Annotated in this window: 26 protein-coding genes; 14 read left to right on the top strand and 12 right to left on the bottom strand. The window is 68.8% G+C overall.

The genetic code is table 11. The features are described 5' to 3' along the window. The first annotated feature begins 134 nt into the window (after positions 1–134). The 4 genes from WOA58_RS14205 to WOA58_RS14190 all read left to right on the top strand — a co-directional run bounded on the left by WOA58_RS14205 (position 135) and on the right by WOA58_RS14190 (position 4,261). Complete coding sequence (locus tag WOA58_RS14205; protein WP_340604905.1) at positions 135–1,319, top strand: Cdc6/Cdc18 family protein; 1,185 nt, start codon at positions 135–137, stop codon at positions 1,317–1,319. A gap of 102 nt (positions 1,320–1,421) precedes the next feature. Beyond that, positions 1,422–2,957 carry a glycerol kinase GlpK gene (gene glpK, locus WOA58_RS14200; protein ID WP_340604904.1) on the top strand — a complete coding sequence of 512 codons (1,536 nt, stop codon included), beginning with the start codon at positions 1,422–1,424 and terminating at the stop codon, positions 2,955–2,957. 4 nt (positions 2,958–2,961) lie between these two features. After that, positions 2,962–4,005, top strand: coding sequence for a hypothetical protein (locus WOA58_RS14195; protein ID WP_390220962.1), 1,044 nt, complete (start codon positions 2,962–2,964; stop codon positions 4,003–4,005). Between the two features lie 73 nt (positions 4,006–4,078). Continuing rightward, the gene (locus WOA58_RS14190; RefSeq protein ID WP_340604902.1) at positions 4,079–4,261 is read left to right on the top strand and encodes a hypothetical protein; all 183 of its coding nucleotides are present in this window, start codon (positions 4,079–4,081) and stop codon (positions 4,259–4,261) included. Between the two features lies 1 nt (position 4,262). Here the strand turns inward: WOA58_RS14190 and WOA58_RS14185 are convergent, their stop codons facing one another. Genes WOA58_RS14185 through WOA58_RS14170 form a run of 4 tightly spaced genes read right to left on the bottom strand, consistent with a single transcriptional unit; the run spans position 4,263 to position 8,392 of the window. Then, on the bottom strand, positions 4,263–5,891 hold the full coding sequence (locus WOA58_RS14185) for an AMP-binding protein (RefSeq protein ID WP_340604901.1): 1,629 nt from the start codon (positions 5,889–5,891) through the stop codon (positions 4,263–4,265). Continuing rightward, positions 5,888–6,331 carry a hypothetical protein gene (locus tag WOA58_RS14180; RefSeq protein ID WP_340604899.1) on the bottom strand — a complete coding sequence of 148 codons (444 nt, stop codon included), beginning with the start codon at positions 6,329–6,331 and terminating at the stop codon, positions 5,888–5,890. The genes WOA58_RS14185 and WOA58_RS14180 overlap by 4 nt, the downstream gene beginning before the upstream one ends. Next, on the bottom strand, positions 6,328–7,908 hold the full coding sequence (locus tag WOA58_RS14175) for a sodium:solute symporter family transporter (protein ID WP_340604898.1): 1,581 nt from the start codon (positions 7,906–7,908) through the stop codon (positions 6,328–6,330). The genes WOA58_RS14180 and WOA58_RS14175 overlap by 4 nt, the downstream gene beginning before the upstream one ends. Further along, the gene (locus WOA58_RS14170; RefSeq protein WP_340604897.1) at positions 7,901–8,392 is read right to left on the bottom strand and encodes a hypothetical protein; all 492 of its coding nucleotides are present in this window, start codon (positions 8,390–8,392) and stop codon (positions 7,901–7,903) included. The genes WOA58_RS14175 and WOA58_RS14170 overlap by 8 nt, the downstream gene beginning before the upstream one ends. Positions 8,393–8,484: 92 nt before the next feature. On the opposite strand from WOA58_RS14170, the gene WOA58_RS14165 reads away from it, so the two are divergent. After that, entirely contained in the window at positions 8,485–9,156 is a 672-nt protein-coding gene (locus tag WOA58_RS14165; RefSeq protein ID WP_340604896.1) for an HAD-IIB family hydrolase, read from the top strand. Between the two features lie 7 nt (positions 9,157–9,163). Here the strand turns inward: WOA58_RS14165 and cutA are convergent, their stop codons facing one another. Beyond that, positions 9,164–9,466 carry a divalent-cation tolerance protein CutA gene (gene cutA, locus WOA58_RS14160; protein ID WP_340604895.1) on the bottom strand — a complete coding sequence of 101 codons (303 nt, stop codon included), beginning with the start codon at positions 9,464–9,466 and terminating at the stop codon, positions 9,164–9,166. Next, positions 9,467–9,652 (bottom strand): HEWD family protein, encoded by a 186-nt coding sequence (locus WOA58_RS14155; protein ID WP_340604894.1) that lies wholly within the window; start codon positions 9,650–9,652, stop codon positions 9,467–9,469. A 110-nt stretch (positions 9,653–9,762) separates the two neighbouring features. Here WOA58_RS14155 and WOA58_RS14150 point away from each other — a divergent pair, with 110 nt between their 5' ends. Further along, positions 9,763–9,981 carry a hypothetical protein gene (locus WOA58_RS14150; protein WP_340604893.1) on the top strand — a complete coding sequence of 73 codons (219 nt, stop codon included), beginning with the start codon at positions 9,763–9,765 and terminating at the stop codon, positions 9,979–9,981. Beyond that, complete coding sequence (locus WOA58_RS14145) at positions 9,981–10,325, top strand: hypothetical protein (RefSeq protein ID WP_340604892.1); 345 nt, start codon at positions 9,981–9,983, stop codon at positions 10,323–10,325. Before WOA58_RS14150 ends, WOA58_RS14145 begins: the two co-directional genes overlap by 1 nt. Positions 10,326–10,379: 54 nt before the next feature. Here WOA58_RS14145 and WOA58_RS14140 read toward each other — a convergent pair whose 3' ends face one another. Together WOA58_RS14140 and WOA58_RS14135 are read right to left on the bottom strand one after the other, a co-directional pair. Continuing rightward, on the bottom strand, positions 10,380–10,832 hold the full coding sequence (locus WOA58_RS14140) for a DUF6691 family protein (protein ID WP_340604891.1): 453 nt from the start codon (positions 10,830–10,832) through the stop codon (positions 10,380–10,382). 127 nt (positions 10,833–10,959) lie between these two features. Next, the gene (locus WOA58_RS14135) at positions 10,960–11,439 is read right to left on the bottom strand and encodes a YeeE/YedE family protein (protein ID WP_340605271.1); all 480 of its coding nucleotides are present in this window, start codon (positions 11,437–11,439) and stop codon (positions 10,960–10,962) included. Positions 11,440–11,532: 93 nt separating this feature from the next. On the opposite strand from WOA58_RS14135, the gene WOA58_RS14130 reads away from it, so the two are divergent. Together WOA58_RS14130 and WOA58_RS14125 are read left to right on the top strand one after the other, a co-directional pair. Next, positions 11,533–12,090, top strand: coding sequence for a class I SAM-dependent methyltransferase (locus tag WOA58_RS14130; RefSeq protein WP_340604890.1), 558 nt, complete (start codon positions 11,533–11,535; stop codon positions 12,088–12,090). 68 nt (positions 12,091–12,158) lie between these two features. Next, entirely contained in the window at positions 12,159–12,302 is a 144-nt protein-coding gene (locus tag WOA58_RS14125; RefSeq protein ID WP_340604889.1) for a rubrerythrin-like domain-containing protein, read from the top strand. A 7-nt stretch (positions 12,303–12,309) separates the two neighbouring features. On the opposite strand, the gene WOA58_RS14120 is transcribed toward WOA58_RS14125, so the two are convergent. Next, positions 12,310–12,765 (bottom strand): hypothetical protein, encoded by a 456-nt coding sequence (locus WOA58_RS14120; protein WP_340604888.1) that lies wholly within the window; start codon positions 12,763–12,765, stop codon positions 12,310–12,312. An 84-nt stretch (positions 12,766–12,849) separates the two neighbouring features. On the opposite strand from WOA58_RS14120, the gene WOA58_RS14115 reads away from it, so the two are divergent. Continuing rightward, entirely contained in the window at positions 12,850–13,293 is a 444-nt protein-coding gene (locus tag WOA58_RS14115) for an acyl-CoA thioesterase (RefSeq protein WP_340604887.1), read from the top strand. Here WOA58_RS14115 and WOA58_RS14110 read toward each other — a convergent pair whose 3' ends face one another. After that, positions 13,294–14,277 (bottom strand): TackOD1 domain-containing metal-binding protein, encoded by a 984-nt coding sequence (locus WOA58_RS14110; RefSeq protein ID WP_340604886.1) that lies wholly within the window; start codon positions 14,275–14,277, stop codon positions 13,294–13,296. Between the two features lie 198 nt (positions 14,278–14,475). Between WOA58_RS14110 and WOA58_RS14105 the strand changes: the two genes are divergently transcribed. Genes WOA58_RS14105 through WOA58_RS14095 form a run of 3 tightly spaced genes read left to right on the top strand, consistent with a single transcriptional unit; the run spans position 14,476 to position 17,510 of the window. Next, entirely contained in the window at positions 14,476–15,768 is a 1,293-nt protein-coding gene (locus tag WOA58_RS14105) for a TraB/GumN family protein (protein ID WP_340604885.1), read from the top strand. Beyond that, complete coding sequence (locus tag WOA58_RS14100) at positions 15,765–16,382, top strand: zinc metalloprotease (RefSeq protein ID WP_340604884.1); 618 nt, start codon at positions 15,765–15,767, stop codon at positions 16,380–16,382. Before WOA58_RS14105 ends, WOA58_RS14100 begins: the two co-directional genes overlap by 4 nt. Before the next feature lie 60 nt (positions 16,383–16,442). Continuing rightward, positions 16,443–17,510 (top strand): restriction endonuclease, encoded by a 1,068-nt coding sequence (locus WOA58_RS14095; protein WP_340604883.1) that lies wholly within the window; start codon positions 16,443–16,445, stop codon positions 17,508–17,510. 27 nt (positions 17,511–17,537) lie between these two features. On the opposite strand, the gene WOA58_RS14090 is transcribed toward WOA58_RS14095, so the two are convergent. After that, entirely contained in the window at positions 17,538–18,455 is a 918-nt protein-coding gene (locus tag WOA58_RS14090; RefSeq protein WP_340604882.1) for a M48 family metalloprotease, read from the bottom strand. A 98-nt stretch (positions 18,456–18,553) separates the two neighbouring features. On the opposite strand from WOA58_RS14090, the gene purM reads away from it, so the two are divergent. Then, positions 18,554–19,546: a phosphoribosylformylglycinamidine cyclo-ligase gene (gene purM, locus WOA58_RS14085; protein WP_340604881.1), complete on the top strand. Its 993-nt coding sequence runs from the start codon at positions 18,554–18,556 to the stop codon at positions 19,544–19,546. Here purM and WOA58_RS14080 read toward each other — a convergent pair. After that, complete coding sequence (locus WOA58_RS14080) at positions 19,543–19,719, bottom strand: hypothetical protein (RefSeq protein ID WP_340604880.1); 177 nt, start codon at positions 19,717–19,719, stop codon at positions 19,543–19,545. The two genes, purM and WOA58_RS14080, sit on opposite strands and share 4 nt — an antisense overlap. Positions 19,720–19,790 lie beyond the last annotated feature (71 nt).

Below are 19,790 nucleotides of genomic sequence, written 5' to 3'. Positions count from 1 at the left end.
GACCGTCCCGAACCGGTTTCCCGTCGGTCGAACGTCCCCCGAGATCGGGGTCGCGAGCGCGGTCCGGGGATCCCGGGACGACGGCACCCGTCGGACACACGGTCCATCGGTGTCCGCCCACCCTCCCTGATACGATGAACATCGAAGAACGCGTCGCGAGGCGGCGACGATCCGACGGCGGTCCGCAGTTGATCAGGAGCTACGACGCGCTCAGCCCGGCCGCCCACGTCCGGGACCCGGACGGCCGGGGCTCGGCCCTGGAGCAGCTGCTCGACGGCCTCGAACCCGCACTCGGTGGCGAGCTCCCGTCGAACACCTACGTCTGGGGGCCGAAGGGGTCGGGCAAGTCCGCGCTCGTCACGGCGCTGTTCTCGGAACTCGAGCGAGTGAGCGACGAGAGCCGCACGAGCATCCACACGAGCACGCGCGTGGAGGGCGGCGACATGGCCGAGTTCGCCTACGTCGACGCGCGCGGGACGCGAAGCGAGTTCGGCCTCCGGCACGCGATCCTCGACGCCCTGCTCGACGAGCGGATCCCGAAACAGGGCGTCGGCGACGACCACCTCGTCGAGCGGTTGGAGGGAGCGTTCGGCGGGTCGGATCGGACGGCGGTCGTGGCGGTCGATCACCTCGGGCGCTCCGAAACCGTCCCCGTCGACACCGTCGAGGCGTTCCTCGGTCGCGTTCCCGACTCGATCGCGTGGCTCGCGATCGGCCGCCAGCCGCCCGGGGAGTACGGGACGCCGATCGACTCGACCGTCCACCTCCCGAGCTATCAGCGCTACGCGCTCGTGGACATCCTGACGAGCCGGGCCTCGCGGGGGCTCGCACATCAGGCGATCCCACATGAGGAGCTCCGGCGGATCGCGACGTGGGCCAACGGCGACGTCCACGACGCGCTCGCGGCGCTGTTCGGCGCGGCGGTGCGGGCGGACGAGGCGGGCAAGCGAACGATCGAGTCGGGGGCGGTCGACGCCGGCATGGAGGCCGTCCCACGGTCCGGCGTGGCGATCGGGTGCGTGCTGGCGCTACCCGAGAACCGACAGCGCGTCCTCAGGCGGCTGCTCGACCTCGATACGAGCGGGCAGTCGATCGGCGAGACCGCGGAGACCGTCGCAAGCGAGGGCTCGCTCGAGCTCTCGACGGCGACGGTCAAGCGGTTCCTCTACGAACTGGCCGAAACCGGCGTCCTCGACCGGGTGCGCGCGGAACGAACCGACGGGCTGGGGCGCCCGCCGAGCCGCGTCGAGCCCCGGTTCCCGACGCTCGTCTTCCGACAGGTGTTCGACGCGACCCACGGATCTGCCCGCGAGCGGTAGGAAAGGTTTATCATGAATGTCAGTATTGGTTATTGGTAGTACGGCACTCTTCGATAAAGAATGGTGCCGTCGGACCGGGGCGCCCCGGAAACGACACTAACCATGACAAGCGAACAATTCGTCGGTGCGATCGACCAGGGGACGACCGGAACGCGCTTTATGGTGTTCGACCACGCGGGACAGGTCGTCGCCAACGCGTACGAGAAACACGAACAGATCTACCCCCAGCCCGGCTGGGTCGAACACGACCCCGTCGAGATCTGGGAGAACACCAAGTCGGTGATGACGGACGCGCTCTCGGAGGCGGGGATCGACGCCGACCAGCTGGCGGCGATCGGCGTCACCAACCAGCGCGAGACGACGGTGCTCTGGGACCGCGACTCGGGCACGCCGGTCCACGAGGCGCTGGTCTGGCAGGACCGCCGGACGACCGACAGGGTAGAGGAGCTCCAGGACGCGGGGATGGCCGGGACCATCCGCGAGAAGACCGGGCTCGAGGCCGACGCCTACTTCTCGGCGACGAAGGCCGAGTGGATCCTCGAGAACGCCGACCCGATGAAGCTCGAACCCGCAAAGCAACAGAGCGTGCGCGACCGCGCCGAGGAGGGCGAGGTGCTGTTCGGGACGATCGACACGTGGCTGATCCACAAGCTCACGGGCAACCATATCACGGACGTGACCAACGCCTCGCGGACGATGCTGTACGACATCCACGACGCCGACTGGGACGACGAGCTCCTGGAGGAGTTCGGCGTTCCCGAGGCGTGTCTCCCCGAGGTACGCCCCTCCTCGGACGACGACTACTACGGCCATACCGACCCCGACGGCTTTCTGGGGGCTGAGGTGCCCGTCGCGGGCGCGCTCGGCGACCAGCAGGCCGCGCTGTTCGGCCAGACCTGCTTCGACGCCGGCGACGCGAAGAACACCTACGGCACGGGTAGCTTCTTCCTGATGAACACCGGCGAGGACGCAGTCGAAAGCGAACACGGCCTGCTGACGACCGTCGCGTTCCAGCGCTCGGGGGAGCCGATCAACTACGCGCTTGAGGGGTCGATCTTCATCACCGGCGCGGCCGTCGAGTTCCTCGAGGACATCGGGCTGATCAAGAGCGCGGCCCAGACCGCCGAGCTCGCGAGCCGGGTCGACTCCACCGACGGGGTCTACTTCGTCCCCGCGCTCACCGGGCTCGGCGCGCCCCACTGGGACGGCAGGGCGAGGGGAACGATCGTCGGGATGACCCGCGGCACCAAGAAGGAACACATCGTCCGGGCGACCCTCGAGGCGATCGCGTATCAGACCCGTGACGTCGCCGAGGCGATGGAGGCCGATTCGGGCATCGAGATGGGCTCGCTGCGCGTGGACGGCGGCGCGGTGAAGAACGACTTCCTCTGTCAGCTCCAGGCCGACATCATCGGCTCGGAGATCGTCCGGCCCGAGGTCGACGAGACCACCGCGCTCGGCTCCGCGTACGCCGCGGGTCTCGCCGTGGGCTACTGGGAGACCGTCGACGAGCTCCGCGATAACTGGCAGATCGACCGGGAGTTCGAATCGGAGATGGACCCGGAGGACGCCGATCGCACTTACGAGCGCTGGTCCGAGGCCGTCGAGCGCTCGCGGGGCTGGGCGAGGGACGAGTAGGATGATCGAAGCCACCGTCCTCCAGGTCCCCGTCCTCGGGATGGAGTACGAGGCGTTCGCCGCGTTGCTCATCGCGGCGCTCGCGGGCGGCGCGTTCGGCGCGGCGCTCGGGGCGCTTCCCTCCTTCGTCTTCACCGGGTTCGTCGTCCTCCTGGGCGAGGGGCTCGGGGCGCTGCAGGCGGAGCTCGCCGACGCCGGCGTCGAGGGAATCGCGCTCGACGTGACCGGCGCGATCGGCTTCGGACCGGTCGTCGGCCCACATATCGCCTTCGCGGGCGGGGTCGCGGCCACGGCCTACGCCGGCAAGCGCTATCCCGAGATGGGGACCCCTGGCGGGTTTCACTTCGGGAAGGAGATCACCTACGCCTTCGGCACCAAGCCCGACATCCTGCTGGTCGGCGCGCTGTTTGGCGCCCTCGGGATGCTCGTCACCCAGATCGGCGAGGGGATCGGGCTCCCGCTCGACAACATCGCGATGTCGGTCGCGCTTACGGCGCTCGTCGCGCGGGTCGTCTTCGACTACCCGTTGATCGGGACGCCAGCGGGGAACGGATATCTGGACATGTCGCCGTTCGAGCGCGGCGAGACCCGTGCGGGCAGCGAGCGGCCGTCGACCGAGCCCTGGCTTCCCCACCAGTACACGTGGTCGGGCGTGACGGCGATCGGACTCGTCGGCGGCGTCCTCGGTGGATGGGCCTGGCTGGAGACCGGGAGCATGTTCCTCGGCTATGGGATCTCCGCGGCGAGCCTGCTCTTCTTGAACCTCGGCGTCGAGAAGATCCCCGTCACCCACCACATAACGCTGCTGGGCTCGTCGGGCGCGATGATCGCGGCTTCCGCGGTGGGCAGCGATCCCGTCGTCCTGATCGTCGCCGCCCTCTTCGGGTGTCTCAGCGGCCTGTTCGGCGAGGTCACCCAGCGGGTCTTTTACTCCCACTCGGGGACCCACGTCGACCCGCCGGCGATGGCGATCGCGATCATGACGCTGCTGATCGGCGTGCTGTATCTGCTCGGCCTCCTGCCCAACGCGGCGTATCTCGGGCTCTAACCGGCTGAGGACGCCGTTTCAATCCTATTTTGCAGGCCATAGGTTAATGAGCGGAGCAAGCGATGCAATAGCCATGAGCACGCGAGACGACGACCTGCTCGTCGGCGATCCCGACGGGATCGGTATCGAGAGCGCCCAGGACGACGAGAGGTTCGACTACTACCTCGTCGGCCCCGATCGGGGCGAGTTCGGCTTCGATGCCGCCGAGGTTCAGGACATCCGCGAGCTGCTCGATAACGTCCTCGGGAACGGCTGAGTCACTCCTCGAGGAGGTCCTTGCGCCGGATCTTGCCGGTCGTCGTCCGCGGGAGCTCCTCGCGGAACTCGATCTCCCGGGGGTACTCGTAGGCCGCGAGGCGCTCCCTGACGAACGCCTGTAGCGTCTCGCGCAGCTCCTCCGAGCCCTCGCGGCCCGACGCGGGCTGGACGAACGCCTTGACGATCTGGCCTCTGGTTTCGTCGGGAACGCCGACCACGCCGACCTGAGCGACGCCCTCGTGATCGAGCAACACGTCCTCGATCTCGCGGGGCCCCACCCGGTAGCCGCTGGTGACGATGAGGTCGTCGTTGCGCGACTTGAACCAGAAGTAGCCGTCCTCGTCGAGAGAGCCCAGATCCCCCGTGAGATGCAACTCCCCGACCGTCACGGAGTCGGTCTTCCCCGATCGGTTCCAGTACTCCGAGAAGACGACCGGGTCGCCCTTTCGACGCACCGCTATCTCGCCGATCTCCCCGGCAGGCAGCTCCTCGCCCGTTTCCGGATCGACGACCCGCACGTCGTGGCCGGGGACGGGTTTGCCCATACTGCCGGCCCGCGCGGGGAACCACTTCCGACAGTTCGTTACCAGCAGGTTGGCCTCGGTCTGGCCGTAGAGTTCGTTGACCGGCACGCCGCCCAGCTCCTCGTCGGCCCACGCGAGGATCTCGGGGGTCAGCGGCTCCCCGCCCGAGCAGATCGCCTCGATCGAGAGGTCATACTGGGTCGAATCGACGTCCATCATCATGCGGATCGCCGTCGGCGGGAGGAAGGTCCCCGTGACCGAGAACTCCTCCATGATCGCGTACGCCTCCTCGGGATCGAACTTCCCCAGCGGGGTGCCCACGACGGGCTGGCCGTAGTGCCACGCCGGGAAGACGAGATCGCCGAGCGCGCCGATCCACGCCCAGTCGGCGGGCGTCCAGTAGACCCCCTCGAGATCGCCCTCGAAGTACATCGAGAAGGCGGGACAGTGCCCGACCCACACCCCGTGGGAGTGGAGGACGCCCTTCGGCGGGCCGGTCGAACCGCTGGTGTAGATGATTATCGCGGGCGTCTCGGCGGTCGTTTCGGCGAGCGCGTACTCCTCGGCGCTCCCCTCCAGAAGCGACTCGAAGGGCTCGAACCCGTGGTCCTCGCCGACCCCGACGACGAGGTCGAGCGCCGGGCAGTCGTCCTCGACCTCCCGGACGGTCTCTCGAACCGAGGCGTCGGCGACGACGGCCGTCGCGCCGCTGTCATCGAGCCGGTGGCCGAGCGCCTCGGGCCCGAACAGGACCGAGAGGGGAAGCGAGATCGCGCCCATCTTCCAACAGGCGAGATGTGTAAGGGCGTTCTCGGGCTTCTGCGGGACGATCACGCCGACGCGGTCGCCGCGTTCGATCCCCCGCGATTCGAGCGCGTTCGCGAGCCGGTTCGAGAGCCGATCGAGGTCGCGAAAGGAGTAGGTCTCCCGGCGGCCGTCGGGGGAGGCCTGAAGGAGCGCCGGCGCGTCGGGATCGGGGTGTTTCCGGAGCAGGTCGTACGCGAGGTTGTACCCCTCGGGGAGGTCCCACGAGAACTCGCGGCGGGCCTCCTCGTAGCCCTCGTAGTCGAGCCGGCAGTACCACGGGTCGTCTTCGGGGTTCATGATCGCTCGAACAGGGAGGCGGGCGCTCGCGCCTCGACCGCGACGCCCTCCAGGGCGGGTTCCGAGGACAGCGCATCGATCAACTCCTCCTGGGGGTCGCTCGCCTTCGTGCTGTAGAGGGTCCGCTCCCCGCCGTTCCATTCGACCTCCAGGCGGGCGCGCCGAAAGCGCGTGCCCCGAACCAGCCGCAGGCACGCCAGGGAGTCGAGGGGCACCGCGAAGTTGCGGTCGTCGTACTCGGCGATCGCCTCGGGGTCGAGTCCGGCGAGCTCGTCGCGGGTGCTCTCGCCCATGTCGGCGCGCAACAGCGCCGAGGAGTACGTCTCGCCGGCGAAACACCAGAGCAGCCGGTCGGTCGTGAGCACGAGCTCCCAGAACTCGAGCGAGTTCGGGCGCCGGCGGATCCAGCCCGTCAGATGCCCCAGACGCTCCTCGCTCATCGCTCGATGAGCGCGTGGAGGTCCTCGGGCAGCGCGTTACCGTCCCGGCCCTGGGTGGCCAGCGAGACGAAGACGAAGACGGCGATCGCGACCAGCAGCGAGATCGCTTCGGCGGGGACCTCCGCGGGATACGGGTAGGTCGCGAGCACCGCCTCGACGAGCCAGTCGGCGCCCGCGACGGTCGCGGCCTCCGGGACGAGGTTGTAGACGATGTTGAACGCCATCCCGACCAGCAGCGAGGCGACCGCGCCCTCCTTGGTCGCGCCCTTCCAGTTCAGCCCGAGCACCACGACGGGGACGAACGCCGCGGCGAAGAAGCCCCAGCTGATCGCGCCGAGGATGCCCACGAGCGCCTCCGAGTAGAAGACGACGATCGTCGCGAGCACCGTCAGCCCGGCCAGCGCGCCCTGGGTGACCCGCAGTTCGGTCCTGTCGTCGGTGATGGGCCGGCCCATCGCCCGCGGGATGTCCCGCGAGATGGCGGCCGCGCCGATGTTGAGGAAGGAGTCGCTCGTGGACATGATCGCCGCCAGCAGCGCCGCGAGGATCAGCCCGGCGACGATGCTCGGGGTGAACTCGAGGACGAAGACGGGCCCGACCTCCGAGGCGCTGAAGGTCTGCTCGATCGCGCCGGCCTCGACCTGCGCGCGCATCGAGAGCCCCGCCGAGAAGGCGATCAGACTGGAGATCGCATAGGAGATCGCCGCGATCGGCGCGCCCCACTTCAGGATCGTCATGTTCCGGCTCATGTAGAACTTCGTGATGAGGTGGGGCTGGCCGGCCGCGCCGATCGAGAAGAGGAACCACCAGGAGATCCCGACGAGGACGGCGGTGGTCGCGCCGCCCAGCGCGCCGAAGGGCGAGATCAGCGCGGGGTCCGCGCTCGCGAGGTTCCCCGTGATGCCCTCCATCCCGCCGCCGAACGAGAGCGCGTAGGCGAAGACGAACACCGCGCCGATGATCATCGTGATCGCCTGCAGGAAGTCCGTCCAGACGCCGGCGATCATCCCGCCGAGCATGCTGTAGAGCAGGAGGATCAGCGCGCCGCCGAGCAGCCCCCAGAGCAGCGGGATCCCGAAGATCGCGCGCATGACGAACTGGAGGGCCGCGAGGTTCACCGCCAGGTAGGCGATCACGCCCAGCGCGACCGCCACGCCGGTGAGCCCGCGGACCCACTCGCTCTCGTAGCGGACGTACGTCGCGTCCGCGAGCGTCAGCACGTGGCGGATGTCCGCGAGGATCCGCAGCCGTTTGGCGAGCACGACCCAAGTGACGAGGAAGCCCAGCGGTGCCGTGAAGAAGATCCATAGCGCCGAGATGCCGAACTCGAAGACGAGCTCGGGGCCGCCGACGAAGCCGAAGCCCGACTGAATGACCGAAAAAGCGGTCATCGCGAGCACCCACGTCCCGATGGACTTGCCGGTGATCAGGAAGTCGCTCGTGGAGTTGGTCTGTAGGTAGCCCCAGGCGCCGATCAGAATGACGATCAGCAGGTAGGCCGCCCCGAACGCGAGGATCACCGGGTCGTCGGCGACGGGGATCCCCCCCTCCTGGAGCGGGAGCAGGTGATCAATCATCGTCCTCCACCTCCAGGTCGGTCGTCCGCTCGATCTGATCGGGCGCCAGCGGGAACTGCTCGGTCCGCTGGGCGTCGCGCGCCCGCTCGAGGATGTCGTCGACGATCCCCTCGCCGCCGATCCGGTCGAAGATCAGCGAGTAGTAGATCGCCCCCAGAAGCGGGAGCAGCCAGATGAACGCGAAGTAGACGAGGGTGGGTTCGGGCACCCCGAGGACGTAGCTGTACTCGACGACCGCCGGATCCCAGAGCAGCCAGATCCCGGTGAGGCCGACGAGAAAGAACACCGCCAACCCGGCGATCAGCCCGGTGAACGGCGCGACCGACCGCTCGCGCTCGCCCGCCTCGATCGCCGGGACGGCGAACGTCGCGAGGATGAGCAGCGCGGCCAGATAGGAGAACACCCGATACGCGCCGAGCGCGCCCGTCACGAGCAGCGCGACCGACAGCCCCCCGATTCCCGTCATGAGTACGTTTCGTGGCATCACGGCCCACATCAATGAGCGGGAACATAACCTTTGATGGTACTGGAAATGGGAACCGTCGCCAGTTTACCCGTCCGGGTTCGAGGGAGGGTATGACCCCACCGATCGTCCTCGACATTGACGGCACGATCACCCGCGGCGACGGCTCGAGCGCGATCGACCCGCGCGTCTTCGAGACGCTGCGCGAGTGGCCCGCCCCCGTCGTGATCGCCACCGGGAAGGCCTTCCCCTATCCCGTCGCGCTCTGTCAGTTCGTCGGAATCGAGCCGCTGGTGATCGCCGAGAACGGCGGGATCGCGCTGGCGGGCGAGGAGGTCCGGGTGACGGGCGACGCGGACGGCCCCCGGACGGTCGCCGCGGAGTACCGCGAGGCGGGCCATAGTGTAGGATGGGGCGAGAGCGACCTGGTGAACCGCTGGCGCGAGACCGAGGTCGCCGTCAACCGCGCCTCGCCGCTTGCCCCTCTCGAGGCGCTGGCCGAGGACCACGGCCTCGAGGTCGTCGATACGGGCTACGCCTACCACGTCAAGGACCCCGCGATCTCGAAGGGCGAGGGGCTGCACGCGGTCTGTCGGGTGATCGATCGCTCGCCGGAGGAGTTCGTCGCCATCGGGGACTCGGAGAACGACGTTTCAACTTTTGAGGCGGCCGGCCGGTCGTTCGCGGTGGCCAACGCCGACGACGCGGCGCTCGCGGCCGCCGACGAGGTCATCGAGGGGAGCTACTCGGCGGGCGCGCTGTCGGTGCTGTCGGAGCTTCGCTGAGCGGCCCTCACCGGGTCGATTCCTCGATCCACTCGGCGAACGCCGGGAGAACCGCTTCCTCGTCGAACCGTTCGATACAGGGCGTTTCGTAGGGGTGTTCCGCCTCGACGCGCTCGACCAGTTCGGAGAAGCGCCCGTCGGTGGTCTTCGCGAGCAGGATCACCTCCTCGCTCTCGACGACCTCGCCCTCCCAGCGGTAGGTCGACTCGCAGGGGACGCGGTTGACGCAGGCCGCGAGGCGTTCCTCGACGAGGGTCCGCGCGAGCGCGGGGGCGGCGTCGGTCGGGGCCGTGATATAGGCCGTGGGCATCTACTCGTAGGGGCGGAAGGTGCCGTCGATGTCCCACTCATGGATACAGTGGAGGTTGCCGCTCGATCGTACGCCGTCCTCGGTCGCGATCCGCCAACATCCATCGGTCGCGTCCCATACCTCGCGCCGTCCGCAGCGTTCGCATTCGCGCTGTTGTGGCGTTCGTAGCTCGGTGCGTGCCAGCATACCCATGGCAATGAAGTGCACACTCATAACCGTAGCGAAAGGAGCCGGGCTCGTATCGATAATCGGTCAGATGTGAACAATGACGTAGGGAGGGTCCCTAGACGGGTCCGATGAGCTCTGATGATCCGGCGGACGGAGTGGACGAGACCGAGACCTGGCCCGAGCTCGCGATCGGACTCTACGACCGACTGACGGGGCGGGGTGCGGAGATCACCTACGAGTTCGAGGAGATGGAGGTCGACGTCCCGAGCAAGACCGGCGAGGACGCCGACTACGCCCACTGGCGGGTCGACGGCACGCTGCGGATCTCGACGCGCGAGCGCGACTGATGGACCGGGCGATCGCCGTCGAGGCCGATCTCGAACTCGCCGTCGAGGGCCACCCCGTCTCGATGACCGGTTCGGGTACGCACCTCACCGTCGGGCTCGAGTCGGTGAGCGGGGCGATCGCCGTTCTCCGGAGCCTAGGGACGATAACGGAGCTGATCGGTCCCCTCGGCTCGCGGTTCGTCGACGCGGAACTCTCGGCTGACGTCGCGGTCGGCGGGACCACCGTCGCCCGGATCGGCCCACACGTCGAGCCGACGGCGCTCTCGCGTGCGCTCGGGGTCGCCCCCGCACGGGTGTGGCCCGGCGCGGCGGCACGGGTCGCCGTTCGCGAGATCCGGCCCTGAGCGGGACCGGCCCGTGGTTTCCGATCGCGACAGTGTCGTGTCGGGAGCCGCCGTTCAGCTCGGGTCGGCGGCGGCGTCGGTTCCGCCGACGTACGACCGGGCGAGGCCCTGGACGTAGGCGCCGAGGAACATCCCGCCGATCCCGTAGAGGATGAGGTAGTTGCCCAGCCCGAGGCTCGCGTAGGCCGCGCCGGGGCAGATCCCCGAGAGGCCCCAGCCGACGCCGAAGATCGCCCCGCCGAACAGCACGTTGTTGTCGAAGGACTTGTGGCGCATCGCGTAGAGCTCGCCCGTCAGCGGCGCGCGCCCGCCCCGCCGGGTCGCGATCGCGAAGACCGTGGCGGTGACCATCACCGCCCCGCCCATCACGAACAACAGCCCGAAGTCGGTGAGCTGGAGGAAGGCGAGCACGATCTCGGGTTCGGCCATCCGGCTGTAGCCCAGCCCGAAGCCGAAGAGGATCCCCCCGACGAGTACGAGGGCCGTCCCGCGATTGTCGAGGCTCATGAGTCGTTCCTCCCCGTTCGCTCGTTCCGAGATCCTCGCTGTGCTCGGATCTCGTGACTCGCGGGTCGTCCCTTCCCGCTCGTCCATACCGAGGTTCTCCTCGTCTGCACTCGTCGAACCTCGTGCATCAGGGACTCACCCCCATCGTCCCGACGAACAGCGCGGTCCCGATCGCGATCAGCATGAACGTCGCGACGTTCGCGACCGAGGTGCCCGACAGCGAGCCGATCCCACAGACGCCGTGGCCCGAGGTACAGCCCTTCCCGACGCGGGTGCCGATCCCGATGAGCACGCCGCCGAGCGCGAGGCGCCAGGGTTGGACGTCCGTGACGAAGACCTCGCGGGCGAACACCAGCGCGTAGAGCCCCGCGCCGAGGACGATCCCGACGGTGAAGACCACGCGCCAGTCGCGCGAGGGCCGGTACCGCTGGAAGCGCTCGACCGACGAGACGTACGAGAGGGTGGATTCGAGGAACGTGCTCGCGCCGGCGATGATGCCGGTGCCGAGGTAGATCGTCGCGACCCCCAGGCCGATGAACAGCCCGCCGATCAGGTAATGGGCGATCCCCCGCGGGAACGGGTCCGCGAGCGGAGCGAGTTCGAGCATGACAGTCACGTAGGGGTTGGTGCCTATATGAACCACGGAATCGGCACGTCCTGCCCGCGCGGGAGCTAAGTCCCGGGGACACCTCCCGAGATCATGGGCTTTCATACCTACCCGGTCGAGCGCGCCACGAGCCTCGAGGACCCCTCGCGCTATCGCTACTGCTCGCGCGAGGAGCTGCTTGGGCTGCTCGCGCTCGACGGCACCGAGACCGTCGTCGATCTGGGCAGCGGGACCGGCTTCTACACCGACGACGTCGCGCCCTTCGCCGATCGCGTCCACGCGGTCGACCTCCAGGCCGAGATGCACGAGATCTATCGCGAGAAGGGACTCCCGGCGAACGTCACGCCCGTGACCGCGGACGTGGCCGATCTCCCCTTCGAGGACGACGAGTGCGACGCCGCGGTGACGACGATGACCTACCACGAGTTCTACAGCGAGGCGGCGCTGGCGGAGGTCCGGCGGGTGCTCGCCTCGGGCGGCCGGTTCGTCGTCGTCGACTGGTCGGCCGCCGGTGCGGGCGAGGACGGCCCGCCGACCGAGGAACGCTACGACCTCGCGGCCGCCACCGAACAGCTCGTCGCGGCCGGCTTCGAGGTCGGTTTTTCGGACGAACGTCCAGAAACGTTCGCCGTCGTCGCTAGTAGTGCCTAATATACTTCAATCGATTCGGTCGTATATCAGGACAAGCGTTATCCAGTAGCACGCGATTACCGACGACCATGCATCAAGGGGACCCCTACAGCCCGACCGGATCGTACTACGAGTGTGTGGCCTGTCAGGCGCGCACGGTGAGCGACGACCACCTTGGGAGCTGTCCCGACTGCGGCGAGCCGGTCCGGAACCTCGCCGTTCCCCGCGAGTAGCCGGCGTTCAGAAGTCGGGGAGGTCGTCGGGCGCCTCGTACTCGGCCTCCCAGTCGACGTACTCCTCCTTGAGCACGTCGCTCGCGATCTGGCCGAGCTCGGTGAGCGAGGCGTTGATCGCGGAGACGGTGCTCCAGGAGTCGAGCTCGGGATGGAGCTCGCGCTCGCGCCAGTCCTCCGGGAGGCCGGGGGCGTGATAGCCCACGCGGTCGGCGAAGTCGTCCCAGAAGAAGTCGAACTCATCGAGGAGATCGAGGTCACGGGCGACCGCGTACTCCTCCTCGGTGAGCTCGGTGTGGGCGGCCCACTCCTCGAAGGCGTCGGCCCACGCGCCGTCGGCGAGGAAGCCCTCTAGCTCCTCGCGGCGGTAGTCCTCGACGCCGACCGCGTCGACGTCGTCGTACTCCGCGGGATCATCTGCGTCGAGCTCGGGGGGATCGGGGATTTCGACGTCGAGGCCCATGGCCGATCGGAGGTCGGGGACGCCGATAAGCGTGACCCTCGGACGAGACAGCAGGCTCATCTACCCACCCGCGCAAGCCGGCGTATGGATCTGCTCGAGACCTTCATCGAGAACCGGGAGATGGTCCAGCCCAACCACGCGAACAGCCTCCAGACCGCCCACGGGGGCAACGTCCTGAAGTGGATGGACGAGATCGGCGCGATGAGCGCGATGCGCTTCGCCGGCGAGTCCTGTGTCACGGCCCACATCAACGGGGTCGACTTCGAGCGCCCGATCGAGGTCGGCGACGTCGCGCTGATCGAGGCGTACGTCTACGAGGCCGGGAAGACCAGCGTGAAGGTCCGTCTGCGGACGTATCGCGAGGACCTCCGGACCGGGGAGGCCGAAAAGACCACCGAGTCGTACTTCGTCTACGTCGCGATCGACGACGATCGGCACCCGACCTCGGTGCCCGATCTCACGGTCGGGAGCGAGCGCGGCGAGCGCCTGCGCGAGGAGGCGCTCGACGGCGAGAACGGCGGGCGGTAGCTACTGGCTCTTCCAGGCCGGGACGTCCACCGCCGAGGTGAAGCGCTGGAACAGCGAGCGGTTCCGGGTGGCGGTCCGGCCGACGTCGAAGTCGCTGTCGAGGGTGCCGTCCGAGCGGGCCGACAGCAGCGTGAGCTCCGAGGTGTTCGCCCGCTCCGCGACCTCCTCGGAGACGGCCCCCGTCGTGGTGACGACGATCGGGTGGGCGTCGACCCGGCGGGCGAGCTCGCTGAACTCCTCGATATCCTCGTCGGTCGGGCGCTCGGCCAGCGCGACGATCCGGCGCTCGCCCAGCAGCTGGTCCTCGGCGAAGACGTGGACCGGGTAGCTCCGGCCCTCGCCCTCGACGGCCGCGTCGATGCTCACCTCGAACCGGCGTTCCTCGAGGGTGTCGGCGGCCGCCTCCCGGGCCCTGCGGTGGTGCTCGATCCACTCGCGGCCGTCGTCGGTCAGCCGGTAGCGATAGAGCGCCCGCTCGATCGTCTCCTGGGGCGGGAACATGTACAGACACTCCCGACACCACAGCCGATGGTCGGGCTCGGTGAACTGCTCGTCGCACTCCTTACAGACGTAGCGCTCGTCGCGGTCGAGCTCCTCGGAGCCGACCGTCGTCTCGCATTCGGGACAGACGAGCTCGCCGTCGTGCCGGAACTCCGATTCGGGGACCGTGAGCCCGCAGGCGCGGTGCTCGGCGACGGTCGTCTCGACGGCGTGGGCCGACTCGCAGCTCGGGCAGGCGGTCGTGTACTGCATGCCCTGGGTCGAACACTCCGGGCAGCTGTAGACCTTCGAGACGAACTCGCCCGCGAGCACGCCCCGCGTGCCGTAGCGTTCGAGCACGTCGACGACCTGCTCGTCGCGGTCGTCGAGCAGCTGTGCCGCCCTCGGGTACTCGACCGCCCCGCCGGTCCCCGTCTCCGGCGTGAACTCCCCCTCTCCCTCGGTCAACTCCAGCAACATCCGCAGCTCCCCTGGCGAAACCATGGTTCTACTGGCCCATTCTCACGAACGCGCATGAATCTGCCTCTCTCGTGCGGCCCTACATTTCGACTGTTTGACGTTATCCGCCCTGCTCCGACGGATATGCCCGAACCGGCCGTGCCGACGAAGCCACCGATGGGGTGGTCCGACCCATGGGCGGACAACCGACAGTATAAAAACCGGGCCCCACAAGGGGTGGTGATGACCGACCGGCAGGTGTCACGCGAGGCGGGCGAGGGCTCGATCCGCCTCGTGGGCACCGCCCACATCTCCGCCGACAGCGTCGCCGAGGTCGAGGAAACGATCGAACGCGAGCGCCCCGACGTCGTCGCCGTCGAGCTCGACGAGGGTCGCTACCGCCAGATGAAGGGCGAGCTCCCCGACGACCTCGACGCGGGCGACCTCCTGCGCGGAAACACCGTCTTCCAGTTCCTCGCTTACTGGATGCTCTCGTACGTCCAGACCCGCCTGGGCGAGCGCTTCGACATCGAGCCCGGCGCGGACATGCACGCCGCCGTCGAGACCGCCGAGGAGATCGGGCTGGGGGTCGCGCTGGTCGACCGGGAGATCCAGACGACGATCCAGCGCTTCTGGGCCCGGATGACGCTGATCGAGAAGTTCAAGCTCGTCGGCGGGCTGTTCATGGGGATGTTCGGCTACGGCTCCGAGGAGGAGGAGATCGACATGGAGGAGCTGACCGACGCCGACGTCGTCACGGCGATGATGGCGGAGTTCCGCCGCTTCTCGCCGGGCGGCGCGGAGGCGCTGATCGACGAGCGCGACGCCTACATCGCCCACAAACTGCTTTCCTTGCGCGAGCAGGGCTTCGACGTGGTCGCGGTCGTCGGCGCGGGCCACCGCCAGGGGATCGAGCGCCATCTCGAGGACCCCGCGGGCCTGCCGCCGATGGAGTCGCTCGTCGGCACCCAGTCGGGGCGGCGCTTCTCGATCTACAAGGTCGTGGGCTACCTGATCGCGCTGGCCTTCCTCGGCTTCTTCTTCCTGTTGGCGATGGCCGGCGCGCAGAACGACTTCCTGCTGCGGGTGTTCGCGGCGTGGTTCCTCTTCAACGGCGTCTTCGCGTTCACGATGGCGAAGCTCGCGGGCGCCCACTGGCCGAGCGCGACCGTCGGCGGCGCGATCGCCTGGATGACCAGCGTCAACCCGCTGCTGGCGCCGGGCTGGTTCGCGGGCTACGTCGAGCTGCGCTATCAGGCGGTCAACGTCGCCGACATCGGGACGCTGAACGAGATCCTTTCGGACGACGAGAGCGCGATCCTCGACCTCTTCAGGCGGATGCTCGAGGTTCCGCTGTTCCGTCTGATCGCGGTCGTCGCCGCGACCAACATCGGCAGCGTCATCGCCACCGTGTTGTTCCCGCTGGTCGTCCTGCCGTGGCTCGCGAGCGACATCGGCGGGGTCGGCGCGGTCGGCGACCTCATGATCGAGGGGGCGAGAAACAGCGCCGAGCTGATCTGGGGGGTGCTGGCATGAGCGGCGCGACGATCGGTTCGATCCGGTTCGGGAGCCAGGAGCTCCGGGACCTGCTGATCGCGTGGGTCGCGCTTGGGGTCGCCTTCGCGCTGTTCTTCGCGGGCGGGGCGGCGGGCGTCGCGCGCGGCGATTTCGCGTCGCTGCTCCTGATCAGCATGCTCACCGCCGGGGTGGGGTTCCTGCTCCACGAGCTGGCCCACAAGGTCGTCGCCATCGAGTTCGGCCAGCAGGCGGCGTTCAAGGCCGACTACAGCATGCTCGGGCTCGCGATCGTCAGCGCGATGGCCGGCTTCATCTTCGCCGCCCCCGGCGCAGTCTACCACCGCGGCCGGATCACGAAACGCGAGAACGGCCTGATCGCCGTCGCCGGCCCCGTGACGAACCTCGCGCTGGCGCTGTTGTTCGCGCCGCTGCTGTTCGTCCCCGCCGACTTCGTCTTCCGGCTCGGACTCTACGGCGTCGGGATCAACCTCCTGCTGGCGGCGTTCAACATGATCCCGTTCGGGCCCCTAGATGGGAAAACCGTCCTCGCGTGGAACCTTCCGGTATTCCTGCTCACGTTCGGGGTCAGCGTCGGGCTGGCGCTGGGGGCGGCCGCGTTCCTCTTCCTGTAGCCGGCAGCGATTTGTAGTGTCAGTCTGTGGGTATCCCATGGACACCGAGGGGTGTGGTCGGTGAAGCGGAGCCTGAAGCGCCTCCTTCGGCGCCAGGCACGCAAGCAGACCAAGGAGGCGATTCGAGCCCTGGAGCAGGCCGCCGAGGACGGGCAGAGCGACGGAAAGACGGGTGCGGAATCGAACGTGGGCGTCGACGCCCGGGCCCGCACTACCGAAACGGACGTGACCCCGGACTCGGGGCTTAAGGAGGCCCTCCAGTCGATGGACGACTACGACTTCGAGCAGTTCGTCGCGGACCTCTGGGAGCGGATGGGCTGGGAGACGGAGGTCTCGACCCAGTCGAACGATCGGGGGATCGACGTGGTGGCGACGCGGAACTCGCCCTACGAGGAGAAAGCGCTGATCCAGGCCAAACGCTACGGGCCGAACACGACCGTCGGAAGCCCCGACATCCAGCAGTACGCGAGCCTGAAACACCAGCGCCACGGGGTCGACAAGGTGCTGGTGGTGACGACCAACGGTTTCTCGGGCCAGGCACGGGAGCTGGCCCACCAGCTCAACGTGAAGCTCGTCGACGGCGACGACCTCGCGGGCCTGGTCGAGGGGCTCGACGCGACGGGTCTCGTCGAGCGGTACGTCCCCGCGATCCGCGAACCGGAACCCGAGCCCGGCCCAGGAGTCGAACCGAATCCCGAGCCCGAATCGGATTCGGAAGCGGAGGCGGAGGTGGAGTCGCGGACGTCGACACCGAGCTTCGGATCGCCCGACGAGTCGATCGAAGCGGGTTCGATCGGGGAAACGACAGCCGATCGTGGATCGACGGCGAAGGCGGGAACGGCGGCCCGCGAGGACGAGGGGCCGCTCGACTCGCGGCTCCCCGGCGAGCGCTGGCAGTGGGTCGCGGCGACCACGGCGCTGTGGCCGATCGCCGCCATGCTCGGCGGCGCTGACGGCGGGCTCTCGATGCTGATCGCGTGGGCCGGGCTTCCCTATGCCATCCTCAAGGACGGGACCTGGACTCGGTGGCGGCGATGGTACGCCGTCGCCGCGCTGCTCCCGGGGTTCGCGATGTTCGTCGGAGGGTGGTACCTGCTGATGCGCTGGCGGGCGGTGGGCCTTGAGTGACTATTCGATTCGCACCCGTTTGAGTGACTATTCGATTCGCACCCGCCGTCCCGTCCTCCCGCGAGCGCTTTCGGCCAGCCGTTCGACGCGCTCGTCCGTCGAGGGATGCGTCGAGAGCACCCGCTCGATCGGCCTCTCCTCGTGTTCGACGGGGATCCGAAACGGGCCCACGCGGGGCTGTGAGGCGTGTTCGATCCTGCGTAGCGCCCGCGCGAGCGCGAGCGGGTCATCGGTTACCTCCGCCGCGCGGTCGTCTGCGGCGATCTCGCGCCGGCGCGAGCGGGCCCGGGCGAGCGCCGCCACCAGGAGGACGACCAGGCCGACCGCAGCGCCGAGCGCCGCCCGGATCCTGAGAGCCGGGTTCTCCCGCCAACCAGTGATCAGCGCCAGCCCGTGGCCGACGCCGGTGAGCGCGAGCGCGAACGGTGCCGCGACGACGAGCGCGGCGCCCAGCAGGGTCTGGACCGACGCGTAGACCAGCGTACGGACGAGCCCGTCGTCGCTCTCGAGGTGTGCGAGCTCGTGGGCGACGATCGCGGTCAGCTCGTCGGCGTCGAGCAGCCGGACGAGCCCGACGTCGAGGACGAGCGCGCCCCGTCGGGAGCTGCCCATCGCGAGGGCGTTGGGCGCGCCGAGCGACGCCACGAACACGTCCGGGCGCTCGAGGGCCATCGACCCGGCGAGCGCGTCGATCCGGCGGTGGAGCCAGGGTGCCTGTGCACGTTCGAGGGGTCGCGAATCGAGGCTCCGGAGCAGCCCCCGGGTGCCGAAGCGGTAGCTCAGATAGCCCGAGAGGAGGGTGCCGGCGAGCAGCGCCACGAGGAGCGTGAGCGGGTCGATCGCCCCGAGAATCGTGACCAGGCCGCGGTAGAGGAGGTAGGCGGCCGCGAGATACCCCGCCAGCACGAACAGCCCGAGCAGGGTGGCGAGCGTGCGGCGTCCCATGGGGGAGCGTAGGGCGTCGGGACGCAAACGCGTATCGGGAGCGGGGGCTCGAGGGGCGAAACGGTGGGCTTTTGGCCGCACCGCGCGCGCACTCGGCCATGAGCGAGAACGAGGACACGGACGCGGGCGCCGACGGGGAGCTCACTTATTCGGGAGCCGGCGTCGACATCGCCGACAGCGAGGCCGCGACGGCGGCGCTGGTCTCGGCGGTCGGCCAGAGCGAGGGCGACTACGCGGGCCTGCTCGACATCGGCGACCGGTACCTCGCGCTCGCGACCGACGGCGTGGGAACGAAACTGCTGGTCGCCGAAGCCCTCAACGACTACTCGACGATCGGGATCGACTGCATCGCGATGAACGCGAACGACCTCGTGGCCGCCGGCGTCGAGCCGGTCGCGTTCGTCGACTACATCGCGGTCGACGAGCCCGACGAGGGGGTCGCAGAACAGGTCGGCGAGGGGCTTTCGGCGGGTGCCGAGGAAGCTGGCCTCGCGCTGGTCGGCGGCGAGACGGCCGTGATGCCCGAGGTCGTTCGGGGACTGGACCTCGCGGGCACCTGCGCGGGCCTCGCGCCCAAGGACGCGGTCTTCGAGGGGAGCGCGGAGCCGGGCGACACGCTCGTGGGATGGCGTTCGTCGGGAATCCACTCCAACGGGCTGACGCTGGCCCGCGAGGCCGCGACCCGCGAGGGGGGCTACGACGACCCGTTCCCCCACGACGGCTACGAGACCGTCGGCGAGGCGTTGCTGGAGCCCACCCGCCTCTATACGGATCTCTTGGAGCCGATGCGATCACACGGCGTCCGCGGTGCGGCCCATATCACCGGCGGCGGGTGGACGAACCTCAAGCGCCTCGGCGATCTTCGCTATGAGATCGACGACCCCTACCCGGCCCAGCCGGTCTTCGAGTTCGTTCGGTCGGCGGGGGTCTCCGACGAGGAGATGCACCGCACGTTCAACATGGGGACGGGATTCGTCGCGGCGGTCCCCGAGGAGGGGGCGGCCGAGGCGCTCGCCGAGGGGACCGACGGCCGGGTGATCGGCCGCGTCGAGGAGGGTGAGGCGGTCGCGATCCGCGGACTCTCGCTCTAGAAGACCGATCGATCGTCGGCCGACTCGACCTCCTCGTTGAGGATCGCGACGAGGTTCGCGTAGGGGACGAACGCGATCAGCTCCCCGTCCCCCGTGTAGAGCTCGACGCCCTGATCGGTCTGCTCGTAGCTTTCACAGTCGAACTCGCCTTCGGGGAGGATGGCTCGGAACATGGTGGTAGTAGGCTCGGCAGCCACTTCAACGTATCACCGAAACCGAGAACTGGCTGATCATGGTGGTGGCG

It is taken from the genome of Halalkalicoccus tibetensis (assembly GCF_037996645.1).
GTDB classification, from domain to species: Archaea; Halobacteriota; Halobacteria; order Halobacteriales; family Halalkalicoccaceae; genus Halalkalicoccus; species Halalkalicoccus tibetensis.
This window is presented reverse-complemented; position numbering and strand designations above follow the sequence as displayed.

What these genes read in the sequence shown, in the direction of transcription:
- WOA58_RS14135 (WP_340605271.1), bottom strand. Translation starts at nt 11,439, where the DNA reads ATGCTCGAACTCGCTCCGCTCGCGGACCCGTTCCCGCGGGGGATCGCC.
- WOA58_RS14120 (WP_340604888.1), bottom strand. Translation starts at nt 12,765, where the DNA reads ATGGGCCTCGACGTCGAAATCCCCGATCCCCCCGAGCTCGACGCAGAT.
- WOA58_RS14190 (WP_340604902.1), top strand. Translation starts at nt 4,079, where the DNA reads ATGAGCACGCGAGACGACGACCTGCTCGTCGGCGATCCCGACGGGATC.
- purM (WP_340604881.1), top strand. Translation starts at nt 18,554, where the DNA reads ATGAGCGAGAACGAGGACACGGACGCGGGCGCCGACGGGGAGCTCACT.
- WOA58_RS14170 (WP_340604897.1), bottom strand. Translation starts at nt 8,392, where the DNA reads ATGCCACGAAACGTACTCATGACGGGAATCGGGGGGCTGTCGGTCGCG.
- WOA58_RS14110 (WP_340604886.1), bottom strand. Translation starts at nt 14,277, where the DNA reads ATGGTTTCGCCAGGGGAGCTGCGGATGTTGCTGGAGTTGACCGAGGGA.
- WOA58_RS14105 (WP_340604885.1), top strand. Translation starts at nt 14,476, where the DNA reads ATGACCGACCGGCAGGTGTCACGCGAGGCGGGCGAGGGCTCGATCCGC.
- cutA (WP_340604895.1), bottom strand. Translation starts at nt 9,466, where the DNA reads ATGCCCACGGCCTATATCACGGCCCCGACCGACGCCGCCCCCGCGCTC.
- WOA58_RS14185 (WP_340604901.1), bottom strand. Translation starts at nt 5,891, where the DNA reads ATGAACCCCGAAGACGACCCGTGGTACTGCCGGCTCGACTACGAGGGC.
- WOA58_RS14180 (WP_340604899.1), bottom strand. Translation starts at nt 6,331, where the DNA reads ATGAGCGAGGAGCGTCTGGGGCATCTGACGGGCTGGATCCGCCGGCGC.
- WOA58_RS14205 (WP_340604905.1), top strand. Translation starts at nt 135, where the DNA reads ATGAACATCGAAGAACGCGTCGCGAGGCGGCGACGATCCGACGGCGGT.
- WOA58_RS14140 (WP_340604891.1), bottom strand. Translation starts at nt 10,832, where the DNA reads ATGAGCCTCGACAATCGCGGGACGGCCCTCGTACTCGTCGGGGGGATC.
- WOA58_RS14125 (WP_340604889.1), top strand. Translation starts at nt 12,159, where the DNA reads ATGCATCAAGGGGACCCCTACAGCCCGACCGGATCGTACTACGAGTGT.
- WOA58_RS14175 (WP_340604898.1), bottom strand. Translation starts at nt 7,908, where the DNA reads ATGATTGATCACCTGCTCCCGCTCCAGGAGGGGGGGATCCCCGTCGCC.
- WOA58_RS14155 (WP_340604894.1), bottom strand. Translation starts at nt 9,652, where the DNA reads ATGCTGGCACGCACCGAGCTACGAACGCCACAACAGCGCGAATGCGAA.
- WOA58_RS14100 (WP_340604884.1), top strand. Translation starts at nt 15,765, where the DNA reads ATGAGCGGCGCGACGATCGGTTCGATCCGGTTCGGGAGCCAGGAGCTC.
- WOA58_RS14165 (WP_340604896.1), top strand. Translation starts at nt 8,485, where the DNA reads ATGACCCCACCGATCGTCCTCGACATTGACGGCACGATCACCCGCGGC.
- WOA58_RS14080 (WP_340604880.1), bottom strand. Translation starts at nt 19,719, where the DNA reads ATGTTCCGAGCCATCCTCCCCGAAGGCGAGTTCGACTGTGAAAGCTAC.
- WOA58_RS14130 (WP_340604890.1), top strand. Translation starts at nt 11,533, where the DNA reads ATGGGCTTTCATACCTACCCGGTCGAGCGCGCCACGAGCCTCGAGGAC.
- WOA58_RS14145 (WP_340604892.1), top strand. Translation starts at nt 9,981, where the DNA reads ATGGACCGGGCGATCGCCGTCGAGGCCGATCTCGAACTCGCCGTCGAG.
- WOA58_RS14115 (WP_340604887.1), top strand. Translation starts at nt 12,850, where the DNA reads ATGGATCTGCTCGAGACCTTCATCGAGAACCGGGAGATGGTCCAGCCC.
- glpK (WP_340604904.1), top strand. Translation starts at nt 1,422, where the DNA reads ATGACAAGCGAACAATTCGTCGGTGCGATCGACCAGGGGACGACCGGA.
- WOA58_RS14150 (WP_340604893.1), top strand. Translation starts at nt 9,763, where the DNA reads ATGAGCTCTGATGATCCGGCGGACGGAGTGGACGAGACCGAGACCTGG.
- WOA58_RS14090 (WP_340604882.1), bottom strand. Translation starts at nt 18,455, where the DNA reads ATGGGACGCCGCACGCTCGCCACCCTGCTCGGGCTGTTCGTGCTGGCG.